The sequence below is a fragment of the Bradyrhizobium sp. USDA 4472 genome, assembly GCF_054058595.1.
Window position 1 is genome coordinate 7,007,836 of record NZ_JBSSAM010000001.1, and the last position, 12,824, is coordinate 7,020,659.

The window sequence follows — 12,824 nt, forward strand, 5'->3', positions numbered from 1 at the left end:
CACGCCGCCGGCTAGCGGCCCAATGCTTGGCGGCGAAGCTCGTCAATAAGGAGCGATACTGCTTGATCGTTTGGCGCTAGCTGGCGAAGCCGCTCCGCATACTCTCGTGCCGAATCGAAATCTTTCGCCTCGCGACTCATGGCCAAGACGGCCGAGAGTGTCTCCCTATCGTTCGGATGTCTTTGCAGGTTTTCCTTCAGCACGGCGGACGCTTCTTCGCGGCGTCCAGCTGAATGCAACGCGATTGCATAGACGTAGGCATAGTGCGATTGACCGGGATCTAGGGTCGCGGCAGTTCGCAACTGGTCGAGCGCTTGGTCGGGCCGCTTCTCGCGCACGAGGGTCAAGCCGAGTGCGTGATGGAGCGGAGCATCCTGCGGCGATCTGGATAGGGCATCGCGAAGAACCTCCTCGCCGTCGTGGTCTTTTCCCAGCTGTCTATAGAGATCGGCGAGGTTAATGGTCGCGGGTGCAAATGTGGGATCGAGCCTGAGCGCGGACCGATATTCGGCTTCCGCACTGCCAGCATTGCCCTGTCGCGCGAAGAAATTGCCGAGCGCGGTACGCGCCTCCGGATGGTCGGCATTCAGCCGTTGCGCGACGACGTACTCCTCCGCGGCCCGTGCGAACTTGTCGCGATCGGTAAGCGGCTGGCGCGCCGCAGGCACCGCGGCGAGAAGCTCAGCAGCGCGGATACGGACGCCACGCACAGGATCGCTGAGTTGCGCGGAGGCGAGCGACCAGAGCCGATCGACCGGCGCTCCTTCAAGCCCGTCGAGTGCGCCGAGCCGCACGAGCGGATCGGCATCGGAGAGCGAAGGCCGAATCAGGTCGAGGTCGGGCGCAGGAAGCTCCGCGAGCGCACTGGCGCGGACGAAGCCGGGAGCGTTACTGGATGTAGCGATCGCGACGAGTTGCGCTTGCGCGCCGGCAGCTTCGCTCCACGCGGCGTGAAATGCACCCGCCCAGTCCTGGTAGCCGCGGCGCTCCGGCCCGAACCAAGTCTCGACCTGCTGGGCCGCCCAGGCCGCGGGCTTGTCGCGATGGCAGTCGTTGCACGCGTTAGGCGTGCCCGTTTGCACCGAGACATCGGGGCGCGGGATACGGAAGCTGTGGTCGTGGCGCCGGTCGACGACCATGTAGCGCCGCTCCGGCATGTGGCAGGACGGGCAGCCAAGTGGCGGCGAGACATCGCTATGGTGGTGGTGGGCGGGTGATTGGTAGTTGTCGGGCGCATGGCACTGCGCGCATACGCCATCCCCGGGCGCCTTCAGCGCGGCGCTGTGCGGATCATGGCAGTCGCTGCAGGTAACGCCCTTCGCGAACATCTTGCTCTGCTTGAACGGCGCGTAGTTGTAGGTCTCCTCGTCGTCGCGCATCTGCCCGTCTGCATGAAAGTGTTGGCGGTCCAGCAGCGACACGCGATGCGTGTCCGAGAGCGGCCGTCCCGGCGTCCAGTCCTCGGAAAGCTGCCCGCGGCGCGCATGACAGCGTCCGCAGGTCTCGACTTCCTTGCGCAAGCCGGGCGCCGGCCCGCTGCGTGCAGGCATCAACGTTCCGGCGGAAGCTGACCAGACGATGCCGGTACGTTCGTCGAAGCGGACGAGCAGACCGTCGTCGGGGCCGCGCGAAGCCGGCTTGCCGCGCGCCCAGGCAACATGCCGCGAACCCGCGCCGTGGCACGCCTCGCAGCCGACGCTGATCTCCGAGAACATGGTCGAGAACCTGTCCTTGTCGGCGTCGTAGCCCTTGTGCACGTCAGTCGAATGGCACTCCGCGCACATGAAATTCCAGTTCTGGTTCAGCTTCGTCCAGTGCAGGGGATCGGCGTGCGTGACGTCGCCGTCGGGATAAAGATGAAACCAGCGCTGACCGCCCTGCTCCCTCGGGCGTGTATCCCAGGCAATCGACAGCGCCTGAACGCGACCATCCGAAAATTCAATCAGATATTGCTGCAGCGGATCGATGCCGAAGGTGTATTTCACCTGGAAGACGGCGAGCTTGCCGTCAAGTCCGTCGGTCTCCACCAGGAACTTGCCGCCCTCGCGGAAGAAGCGCGAGCGCGTGCCGGCGTAGTCAAATGCTGCATCGTTGAAATCGCCGCGGACAGTTTGCGCGGTCGCATGATCCATGGCGTGGCGATGCTGCGACGCCTGCCAGAGTCGTGTCTCCGTCTGGTGGCAACCCATACAGGAATTGCTGCCGGCAAAAGCCAATTGGATCGGCTCCGGAGGCTGGACGAAAATCTTGGTTGTCTCGAACCAAAGCAGTGCAGCGGCGATCGCAACAGCAAGCGCGCCAATGATCCGCCGCTTCATGGTGCGGTGGGTGGTCAGCGGCTGCAGGGCGGACCGATCCGGCTCGGGTGTCCGAGCCTTGCGGACCTTGTCGCGCCTGCGGTTCTTTCGCGACCCTGGTGCCACGTTCCGCTTACAGCTCCAGCCGTTCGCCGCCACTTGGCTTAGACGTGAAGGTCATTGTCGTGAAGTGCAATTCTGGTTTCGCGCGCCAGATCGACCAGGGCGGCGCTGAACATCAGCATGGCCGCCATGAACAGGATCGCCACGCCGTATTCGTGCGCGATCTGCAGGAGGGCGCTAACGAATGCAACGAAGATGATGAGGGCCGTAAGGATCGCGGCAACAATGGAGCAGAACAGCGACCGGTTCAGAAGCCGCGCTCTTTCCCGAAGCCCCGGCAGATCGGCTTTCAGGAATGCCCTTGCAGAGTCGCCTGCGGGAATGCCGTGAATGAACTGCGAGCGGTCGATCACCCGGTTGACCCGTGAGATCACGACAGAAATGAATGCCGCGACGGCACCGAGCAAAAACGCTGGCGCCGCCACGTTGGCGATGATGCGGGCAAGCTGGTCAATCGAGGGGGTGACCGGGATCAAATCGGTTACGCTGTGCATGTCTCGACCGATCGATGCGACGCTACCAACTTCGTCACCGAAGCGGCTCGACTTTCGCGGCCATGTCGGGCGCACGGCTCACCCGATAGTTCGCGTTGCTGCATTTGAGCACCCAGACCGCATGGTCGGAGCGCGAGCGCTTCGTGTCTTGCGTTGCTCCGAGTGCCTTGTCACAAGCAAAGCCCTGCGAGCGGATCTGTGCGGCGAGCATCGTCTGCACCGTCTCTGCCGCACCTTGCGCTAAGCTGCTGCCGGGAACCAAGGCGGCGATTTGTGCAAGCATTGAAAGGAGGATCGAAAGACCGTGCTTCATGAGCTTCTCCGATCGCGACATCATGTAACTGCGGCCCGCGGGAAGCCCATTGGCTTCCCGCCGGTTTCGTGCCGAGACTATTGCTGGACGCACTCCTGCATGAACTTGATCCGGTCCACGACGCCGAGAGCCTTTGCCTCGGCCTGCTTGCGGCAGCCCTCGCGCTTGTCGATGCGTAGCTGGATCTTCTCGACTAGACTCAGGCCGACCGTGCCGACTTGTGGCTCGGTCGAGGCGGTCTTTTCAGCATCCGCCGTCGGACCGTCGCCGGCCGCGCGAGCGGCTTCCTGCAACCGCTTGACGTCGTCCGGGCTCAGCTTGGGCCGATCGATGTCCAGCGTGATCCGGTTGATCTTGCCGGTGAAGGTGAACGGCGTCTGATAGTCGTTGTCGTCGACGGGAGAGCCGGTGTCGGCCCCGATGTCGAACGCCTCGTCCCATTGCAGGATGAAGGGCAGCGTATGCTCCATCTTCTCCGTGGCCACCAAATTGCCATCCACTTTCAATGTGCCCGTGCCGCCCTGTCCAATGCCACTATAATTTCCGAACACCATCGTGGCGGCGCCGAGGCCGTCATACTTGAAATCAAACTCGATCACATGCTTGCCGGATGTAAGCTCTGGCCCTTCCCAGCGCACCCGCTTGAGATCGACGAGGTTCCAGGTGAACACCGGCTTGTTCTTCAGGACATAGAGACCATAGCCGCCGAAACGGCCGCCCTGGGTCACCAGCACGCCCTCGGCACCCCCTTGCGGAATGTCCACGTCGGCCTTGAAGGTGTAGGAGGAATTGAGCAGGCTCGGCGCATCGCCATTGGGCGTGCCGGTCATCGACCGCGTCCAGGCGAAGCTGGTCCGGCCGGCGCTGAGACTCGGGCGCGGCGTGATGATCCGCGTCGCCACCGACGAGTCGAGCGGCAGCACCTGGTATTTTTCCGCCTCCTTCCAGAACAGCGCCTGCAGCTCCTTCAGCTTGTCCGGATATTTCGTGGCGACGTCCTCGGCCTGCGTCCAGTCGTTCCGCAAGTCATAGAGCTCCCACGGATAGTCACTCGGAGCCGGCAGCTTTGCAATGGTGACCCAAGGTGGCCGCAGAACCTTGGTGCTCGCGATCCAGCCGTCATCATAGATGGCGCGGTCCGCGAACATCTCGAAATACTGCGTCTTGCGCATCGAAGTCGCGTTCGCGTTCCTGGCATCGAAAGTATACATCATGCTGACGCCCTCAATGGGGCTTTGCTTGATCCCGTCGACGAAATCAGGCTGCTTGATCCGAGCCGCTTCCAGAATGGTCGGCACGACGTCGATGACGTGGTGAAATTGCGTTCGGATGCCCCCGTTGTCCTTGATGACCGCCGGCCAGGAGATCGCCATGCCCTGCCGCGTGCCGCCGAAATGAGACACGATCTGTTTCGTCCAGGAGAACGGCGTATCGAAGGCCCAGGCCCACCCGATAGACATGTGGTTGTAGGTCTTGTCGGTGCCCCAGACGTCGTAAAAGTACTTGAGCTGTTCTTCGACGGAAGGGTTGATCTGGTTGAACATCGCCACTTCGTTCGGCGTGCCGTTTGGTTGGCCTTCCGCACTGGTGCCGTTGTCACCCTCGATGTAGATGATCAACGTGTTGTCGAGCTTACCCATGTCCTGAATCGACTGGATGACGCGACCGATCTCGTTATCGGCGTAAGCTGCATAGGCGGCAAACACTTCCGCCTGGCGGATGAAGAGCTTCTTTTCATCGGCCGAGAGCTGATCCCATTCTTTGATCAGGTCCTTTGGCCACGGCGTCAGCTTGGCATTCTGCGGGATGACGCCTAGCCGCTTCTGGTTCTCGAAGATGGTGTCCCGCAGCTTGTTCCAGCCCTGATCGAACAGGTGCATGTCGCTGATCTTCCTCACCCACTCCGGCGTGGGATGATGCGGCGCATGGGTCGCACCGGGCGCAAACTTGACGAAGAATGGCGTATCGGGCGACAGCGCATTCATCCGATTGACGTAGTCGATGGCCTCGTCCGCCATTGCCGTCATCAAATTCCAGCCGGGCTTGCCTTCGTAAGGATGGATCGGCGTGGTATTGCGGACGAGGTTGCCCGGCTGCCATTGATTGGTGTCCCCGCCCATAAAGCCGTAGAAATATTCAAAACCCAAGCCGGTCGGCCACTGGTCGAACGGACCGGCCTGGCTTGCCTGGTATTCGGGCGTGTTGTGGTTCTTGCCAAACCAGGCGGTGCGATAGCCGTTGTCGGTCAGGATGCGGCCGATCGTGGCCTTGTCCTTGGTGATGACGCTGTCATAACCCGGATAGCCGCTCGCTTGCTCGGCAATCACGCCGAAGCCTACGGAGTGATGGTTGCGGCCCGTAATCAGCGCCGCGCGCGTCGGCGAGCACAAGGCAGTCGAATGGAAATTAGTATAGCGCAATCCATTCTGCGCGATGCGATCAAGTGCGGGCGTCGGGATCACGCCGCCGAACGTGCTCGGCACGCCGTAGCCCGCATCATCGGTGATGATGAGCAGCACGTTGGGTGCACCCTCGGGCGGCACGACCCGCGCCGGCCAGTATGGTTTTGAATTCCTTGCATCGCGCTCAATCTTGCCACCGAACTTCTGCGGCGGTGGCGGCAACTGATCGCCGGGAATGGTGATGGTGGCGGCGGGCGAGCCGGGCGATGGCGCAGCCTGCTGAGCGAACGTCGGCGCGGACATCGCCGATGCTGCGAGCATCGCGAACACGATTTTTGAAAAGCGCATTGCAAAAACCTCCCGCGACAACATGGAAAGCTGCAACTTGGTCTTCGCTCGTCGGATCAGCGTTGACTCATATCAAAGTTGATCGTGAAAAGAGTTTGAGGTCAGACTATCGACATTCGGCAAAACCAGTTCTCGCTATGGTGGCATGACACCGCTTGAGAGCTGCAGAACAAATAAAAGCTGCAAGTTGCAGGGAGAGCACAGCGACATTTTACGCTCGTCAATAGCGCTTACCTTGTCTGACAAGCACTTGAAAGCGCTAGGCATCCATTCCGCGCGTCTCCGCAATATTGGAATTGACGGCGCGCCGGAGCGCTCCACGGACACGGCGTCGGCTGCGCTGCTTGATCTCTATCAAGGCCCCAAAATCACCGCGATGGCTCGCTGCGAATTACGCGCGACTGAACAACAGACGCCGGCGCTTGGAGGTGTCCGTTTGCGCTGGTCGAAGAAGTTATCGGGCACGTCAGCATTCCTTGGATGAATTTTGGGGACGATCATGAAGAGCTTTTTAACATATGCAGCCGCCGGATTTGCACTGCTCAGCCCATTCGCCGCCGACGCGGCCGATCTTGCGGTCAAGGCGCCGCCCGCCACTCCTGCGGCTGCCGTCTATAACTGGACCGGCATGTATATCGGCGTGAACGGCGGATATGGATGGGGCAAGCATGATCCGCTCGACCTCATCGCTGGCGGATTCGACCCGGGCAGAAGCTTCGATACGAGCGGCGGATTCATCGGCGGCACAATCGGAGCACAAATCCAGCAAGGCTATGTGGTCATGGGCGCTGAGGCTGATCTTGACTGGGCCAACATAACAGGCAGCGGTACGGTCATCCCTACGATCGCCGGCGTACCTCAGCCGTTCACGATCAATCTCTCAACGAAGACCCAGGGAATTGGGACGGCGAGAATCCGAGCGGGCGCGGCTCTCAATAACTTGCTGATCTATGCGACGGGCGGCGTGGCGCTTCTCGATGAGACGGCAAAGGGGACCACCGTCAACGGCGTTCCCTGCGGCGCCCTCGGCGTCCTGACGAGTTGTCCCGCGTCGCATTGGCGTCCGGGCGCAGCAGTCGGCCTCGGCGCCGAATATGGCTTCACGCCGAACTGGACCATGAAGGGTGAATATCTCTACATCTCGGCCATTGGCAACGGGGCCGCAAAGAACGAAACCAATCTGCTTCGGTTCGGCGTGAACTATAAGTTCTAGCCGGGCGTTTTCACGGCCGCCGTCCACAAAACGACGGTGGCCGCGCTCTGTAGCGGCGGCTCTATCGGATCCCAGAATGAAAAGCCGGCTGACGATAATCGTGTCTTGCGCGCTGGCCGTCGCAACGACAGCCCCCTTATTCGCCCAGGGTAGCGCGAAGTCCGCGTACCGGTCTCACAGGCGCGACAGTCCGAGCGGGACCGGTTCTGTTTTTCGGCGGGACTTATTCGATCGTAACAACCCTAATAACTTGCGATCAGACCTGCCCAGCCCGCCAGCTCAGCCGGCGCAGTCTCGCTGAATTTATTCGCAGGTCGTGATTTCCCGGCCACGCTGGCGTTCTCCCGGCAGCATCTGAGACCGGCAAGGTGAGACGAGCGGCCTATGACCGGCACGCGCCGGCTACCCTAAATACTTAGCCTCTACGAAGTCGGGCGGCGCGATGTGTCCTCGCTCCGGAAAAACAGCCGGGGCAGCGCCGAGGGCACGCCAAACGACAATCCGATGAATGCGAGAAACAGGTCGAGATAACTGGGGTGCATTGTTTAGCTCTGCGGTTCGAGGGTACCCCCGGGTGCAATTCCCTGATTGCGTGGAATATGCTCCGATGCAGATGTGAGTACAATAATTACATTGATCTCGGTGCAATATCATTCGGTGCGGACCTGAACCGTCCCCTTCAGGGAACGATGTAACAGTCGCCGCCAGTCGGTGATGTCTACCGAAGCCAACGCAACGATCTCGTCGCGCAAGAGCGCGGACTTGCGTGATCACTGTACTTGGCTTTCGTGTCAACGAGCTGTGCCGCGTTTCAACTACATCGCCCGCGAGGCAGCAGTGACACTGCTGCGCATGAACTTCTAGGCCGTCTCGATCGGCGCAAAAAAGGCCGCCCGGAGGCCGCCAGTCTTTGATTTTCGCTCTTTCTGCCTATTTCTTGAGGGCGTCAGCGGCGTCCCGAGCCGCATCCTCCACATCACCCGCCGCGTTGTGGGCGGATCCCTTCGCCTTATCGATCTTGCCTTCGGTTTCCATGTCCTTGTCGCCGGTGAGTTTTCCGGCACCTTCTTTGATGGCGCCTTTTGCCTTGTCAGCAGCGCCCTTCACATGTTCGCGGTCCATGATCGTGTCCTTTGTAATCGGGATGATCAGCATAACGAACGGGTCGCGCGGTGGTTCCTCGCAGAACCCGGCCGGTGTTTTTCGACACCGTTCTGATCCCTCCATCCCAACAAGGCTAAGGCAGTTACATGAGCGTGCCGCAGCACGCCGCGTCTTCCCGCACTAGCAACCAATTCGAATCTCGCTTGTTGTCGCTCGCACGATCATTGCAGGAGACAAAACATGTCACGTCTAAGTTTATTGGCCGCAACCTTGTTGCTGCTCGCGTCTGCGCCCGCGGGCGCTCAGTCGCAGCCGGCGCAAAGCGGCCCGGGCAACAACGCCGTCAATAGCTCCGATAAGAACAACTCGAACGCGCCGGTCTCGGGCCGCAACAGCTTCACCGAGGGCCAGGCGAAATCGCGGATCGAGGACGCGGGCTATTCCAACGTCTCCGGCTTGCAGAAGGACAACGAAGGGGTCTGGCGCGGCAAGGCCGACAAGGCCGGCACCAAGACCGACGTCAGCGTCGACTTCCAGGGCAACGTCAATTCGACAAAATAAGGAATAGGCAACATGACAGCCACCATCTCTCGCCTCTACGACAATTATTCCGACGCCGAGCGGGCTGTCACCCGGCTCGAGAGCGCTGGCGTACCGCACTCCGACATCAGCATCGTCGCCAACAATTCCGACAATTGGTACGGTTCACGGACCGGCAAAGTCGACCGTGACCGCGACGGCGTCGACGATCGCGCGGAAGGAGCAGGCACAGGCGCTGGCATTGGCGCTGGCATCGGCAGTGCGGCAGGCCTTCTCGCCGGCCTCGGCCTACTGGCCATTCCTGGTCTCGGTCCCGTCGTAGCCGCGGGATGGCTCGCCTCCACGGCTGCGGGCGCAGCGGCGGGTGCGGCCACAGGCGGCATCGTCGGCGCGCTCACTCAGGCCGGCGTGTCCAAGGAGGACGCATCGCGCTACGCGGAAGGCGTTCGCCGCGGCGGTACACTCGTCTCGGCAAAGGTGCCCGACAACGATCGCGCACGCCTGGACGCACTTCTTCATGAGAGGTCCGTCAACCTTCAGGAGCGCAGTTCCGCTTGGCAGAAGTCCGGCTGGAGCGACTTCGATGCGGCGAGCCCGCCGTTGTCTCCGGAGGACATCGGCCGCGAGCGCGAGCTGTACGGCCCGGGTGCGCGGGGATAGGCCTCGTCAGAACCGACAAGAGAAGGCCCCGCACTGCGGGGCTTTTTTGCATCGACCCTTACACCTGGCTCGCCACGGCAACTCCGGCCAGGCGCAGGGCGCCATTGCATATGCCCCCTAGCCCGACGCGATACGCTGCCTCTGGAAGGCGGCTCTGAGTTCAGCCAGCTGGCCGCTCGTAGTTGACCTGCCGCAGGATTGTCCGCCGTCCATTGGCTCGCCGTCGACAGCGACCACGCCTTGAACAACGCACTCTCAATCGCGTCCGGATCAAAGCTCATCGTCATTTCCTATCACGTTCAGGGCTATCGCATTTGAGAGCAGTTTCCCTGCGGCGCATCCTTCGAGACGCCCGCCTCTGGCGGGCCCTCAGGATGAGGGCGGAGTGCGTGGCAACCGTTTTCAGCGGGCGCCGATGCCGTCTAGCCTGGTCCTGAGGAGACGCCGGAAGCGGTCGTCTCGAAGGACGAGGCGTGCGCGCTGGTCGTTCAGAAAGCCCATGTGTGATAGTCCTGCTACCACGGCGGGCCCCGCTCGAACAAAAACCCCGGAGCCTTCGGGGCCGCATTTGGAAGATGCCGCGATCAGCTCTGCGCGTGCCGCGCCATGAAGACGTCGTAGCCGACCTCGGCGACCTGGAACCAGGCGTAGCCGTCGCTGGAGAATTTTGCGAGGCTGTCGTGGACCTTCTTGAAGTTCGCGTTGGTCGCGCCGACTTCGGCGTGCAGCTCCTTCGCCGCCTTGTAGCAGGCGTCCATGATCGGTGGCGAGAACGCGTGCAGCTTGGTGCCGCTGGCGAGCAGCTTCTTCAGCGCCAGCGGATTGGCCTGGTCGTAGCGCGCCATCATGTAATTGTTGGCGGTGTGGCCGGCCTGCTCGAGCACGCTCTGGTAATATTTCGGCAGCGCGTTCCATTTGTCGAGGTTGACGAAGGCGAGCAGCATCGGCCCGCCTTCCCACCAGCCGGGATAGTAGTAGTGCGGCGCGATCTTGTAGAATCCGAGCTTCTCGTCGTCATAGGGGCCGACCCATTCGGCGGCGTCGATGGTGCCCTTCTCCAGCGCCGGATAGATGTCGCCGCCGGCGAGCTGCTGCGGCACCACGCCGAGCTTCTGGAGCACACGGCCGGCGAAGCCGCCGATGCGGAATTTCATGCCGCTGAGATCCGCGGGCGTGTTGATCTCTTTCCTGAACCACCCGCCCATCTGGCAGCCGGTGTTGCCCGCCAGCAGCGAGATGACGTTGTAGCTTTTGTAGAACTCGTTGAGCACCTCGCGCCCACCACCCTGCATGTACCAGGCCTGGTTGATGCGCATGTTCGGGCCGAAGGGCACCGACGAGCCGAAGGTGAAGGTCGGGTCCTTGCCGAAATAATAGTATGATGCGGTGTGGCCGATCTCGCACGTCGCGTTCTGCACGGCGTCCAGCACTTGAAGGCCTGGCACGATCTCGCCGGCCGCAAAAGTCTGGATCTGGAATTTGTTGTCGGTCGCTTCCGCAACCATCTTGCTCATCATCTCGGCGCCGCCATAGAGCGTGTCGAGCGATTTCGGCCAGCTTGTCGGCATGCGCCATTTGATCTCCGGCATCGACTGCGCGATCGCAGGAGCCGCGAGCGTGGCGGCACCGGCCGCAGCAAGTCCCGTGACCTTGATGAAGTCTCTTCTTTTCATGGTTTCCTCCCCCTGGTGTAACGGTGATTGTGAGCCTTCTTGCCGAGGCTTGGAACGGAGCATGACGCAGCGACGCGCCGAACGCCATCGTGATCGCACTGCGGCAAAGAAAAAGCCGGTCTCTACACGGGGCCAGGCCGTCCGGTCTTGCGACTAAAGCCTCAGAGGTGCGCGCCGAAGCTCATCGTCCCGAACATCGCGCCCCACAAAATTCGGATTAAGCGATTATGGATACATGCCACTGTTTTGCCCGACGGGTCAAGCTCAACTCCATCCAGACGTCATCGCGATCGAAGCGAAGCAATCCAGAGGCAGCATTCACTGCTGCAACGTGCGCTCGTAGGCGTCTACTGTGCATGGGGTTGTTTTGCGGATCTTGAATGCGCCCTGCCACATCGCCGATAAAAAAGGCCCGGCCTCGCGAACGAGGCCGGGCCATTCAGTCCGACAGTTTCAGCCGAAGATCAGCCGCGGGTGCGCGAGCGGATCATGAAGCTGTCGTAGGTGTATTCGGCGACCTGCCACCACAGATATTCGTCGGAGCGGTAGGCCTGCATGGCGTCGATCGACTTCTTGAAATCGGCGTTCTTCGCCGAGATCTCGCCCCACAGCTCGTTGGTCGCCTTGAGGCAGGCCTCGAGCACTTCGTTGGTGAAGGGGCGGAGCTGGGTGCCGCCCGCGACCAGACGCTTCAACGCGGCCGGGTTCTGCATGTCGTAGCGCGCGGCCATCCAGCTGTTGGCGTTGGCCGTCGCGTTGGTGAGGATCGCCTGGTAGTTCTTCGGCAGCGCATTCCATTTGTCGAGGTTGGTGAAGGCGTGGACCATCGGACCGCCTTCCCAGAAGCCCGGATAGTAATAGTACTTGGCGACCTTGGCGAAGCCGAGCTTCTCGTCATCGTACGGACCGACCCACTCGGCCGCGTCGATGGTGCCCTTCTCCAGCGCTGGATAGATGTCGCCGCCGGCGAGCTGCTGGGGCACCACGCCGACCTTCTGAAGCACCTGGCCGGCAATGCCGCCGATGCGGAATTTCAGGCCGGACAGATCCGCAACGGTCTTGATCTCCTTGCGGAACCAACCACCCATCTGGGTGCCGGTGTTGCCGCAGGGGAATCCGATCACGTTCGACTTCTTGAAGAACTCGTTGCCGAGCTGCTCGCCGCCGCCCTGGTACCACCAGGAGTTCTGCTGGCGCGCGTTGAGGCCGAACGGCACCGAGGCGTAGATTGCCCAGGTCGGGTCTTTGCCGACATAGTAATACGACACCGTGTGGCACATCTCGACCGTGCCGTTCGAAGTCGCGTCGAGCGCCTGCAGGCCGGGGACGATCTCGCCGGCCGCAAACACCTGGATCTGGAATTTGTTGTCGGTCATCTCGGCGACGTACTTCGCCACCTGTTCGCCGCCGCCATAGATGGTATCGAGCGACTTCGGGAAGCTCGACGTCATGCGCCACTTGATCTCGGGCAAGGACTGCGCAATCGCCGGCGAGGCCACCGCGGCTGACGCCGCCGCACCCGCTGCCGACACTTTCAGGAAATCACGACGCTTCATCTTCAGGTCTCTCCTTGTTGGGGCGTTTCCCCGAACTTCCTCTTTGGTGCCGCGCATTCCGGCGACGCGGGGCCCAGCCTGCGTCAAACCGAAGGGGGCTT

10 protein-coding genes are annotated in these 12,824 nt (G+C 61.7%); 3 read left to right on the top strand and 7 right to left on the bottom strand.

Annotated elements, in window-relative coordinates:
- Positions 1-11: 11 nt before the first annotated feature.
- The 4 genes from ACVWZ4_RS33140 to ACVWZ4_RS33155 all read right to left on the bottom strand — a co-directional run bounded on the left by ACVWZ4_RS33140 (position 12) and on the right by ACVWZ4_RS33155 (position 5,977).
- Positions 12-2,318 carry a tetratricopeptide repeat protein gene (locus ACVWZ4_RS33140; protein ID WP_456742006.1) on the bottom strand — a complete coding sequence of 769 codons (2,307 nt, stop codon included), beginning with the start codon at positions 2,316-2,318 and terminating at the stop codon, positions 12-14.
- A 143-nt stretch (positions 2,319-2,461) separates the two neighbouring features.
- Entirely contained in the window at positions 2,462-2,896 is a 435-nt protein-coding gene (locus tag ACVWZ4_RS33145) for a DUF2721 domain-containing protein (protein ID WP_456790452.1), read from the bottom strand.
- 52 nt (positions 2,897-2,948) lie between these two features.
- The gene (locus ACVWZ4_RS33150; RefSeq protein WP_456742008.1) at positions 2,949-3,227 is read right to left on the bottom strand and encodes a hypothetical protein; all 279 of its coding nucleotides are present in this window, start codon (positions 3,225-3,227) and stop codon (positions 2,949-2,951) included.
- A gap of 77 nt (positions 3,228-3,304) precedes the next feature.
- On the bottom strand, positions 3,305-5,977 hold the full coding sequence (locus ACVWZ4_RS33155) for an arylsulfatase (protein ID WP_456742009.1): 2,673 nt from the start codon (positions 5,975-5,977) through the stop codon (positions 3,305-3,307).
- 499 nt (positions 5,978-6,476) lie between these two features.
- Here ACVWZ4_RS33155 and ACVWZ4_RS33160 point away from each other — a divergent pair, with 499 nt between their 5' ends.
- Complete coding sequence (locus ACVWZ4_RS33160) at positions 6,477-7,190, top strand: outer membrane protein (RefSeq protein ID WP_456742010.1); 714 nt, start codon at positions 6,477-6,479, stop codon at positions 7,188-7,190.
- 930 nt (positions 7,191-8,120) lie between these two features.
- Here ACVWZ4_RS33160 and ACVWZ4_RS33165 read toward each other — a convergent pair.
- Complete coding sequence (locus ACVWZ4_RS33165; RefSeq protein WP_456742011.1) at positions 8,121-8,345, bottom strand: CsbD family protein; 225 nt, start codon at positions 8,343-8,345, stop codon at positions 8,121-8,123.
- Between the two features lie 189 nt (positions 8,346-8,534).
- On the opposite strand from ACVWZ4_RS33165, the gene ACVWZ4_RS33170 reads away from it, so the two are divergent.
- Complete coding sequence (locus ACVWZ4_RS33170) at positions 8,535-8,855, top strand: hypothetical protein (protein ID WP_456734778.1); 321 nt, start codon at positions 8,535-8,537, stop codon at positions 8,853-8,855.
- Between the two features lie 12 nt (positions 8,856-8,867).
- Complete coding sequence (locus ACVWZ4_RS33175; RefSeq protein WP_456734777.1) at positions 8,868-9,494, top strand: hypothetical protein; 627 nt, start codon at positions 8,868-8,870, stop codon at positions 9,492-9,494.
- 584 nt (positions 9,495-10,078) lie between these two features.
- Here the strand turns inward: ACVWZ4_RS33175 and ACVWZ4_RS33180 are convergent.
- Both ACVWZ4_RS33180 and ACVWZ4_RS33185 read right to left on the bottom strand, forming a co-directional pair.
- Positions 10,079-11,167: a TRAP transporter substrate-binding protein gene (locus tag ACVWZ4_RS33180; RefSeq protein WP_456702975.1), complete on the bottom strand. Its 1,089-nt coding sequence runs from the start codon at positions 11,165-11,167 to the stop codon at positions 10,079-10,081.
- Positions 11,168-11,631: 464 nt separating this feature from the next.
- On the bottom strand, positions 11,632-12,723 hold the full coding sequence (locus ACVWZ4_RS33185) for a TRAP transporter substrate-binding protein (RefSeq protein WP_456702974.1): 1,092 nt from the start codon (positions 12,721-12,723) through the stop codon (positions 11,632-11,634).
- Positions 12,724-12,824: the final 101 nt, after the last annotated feature.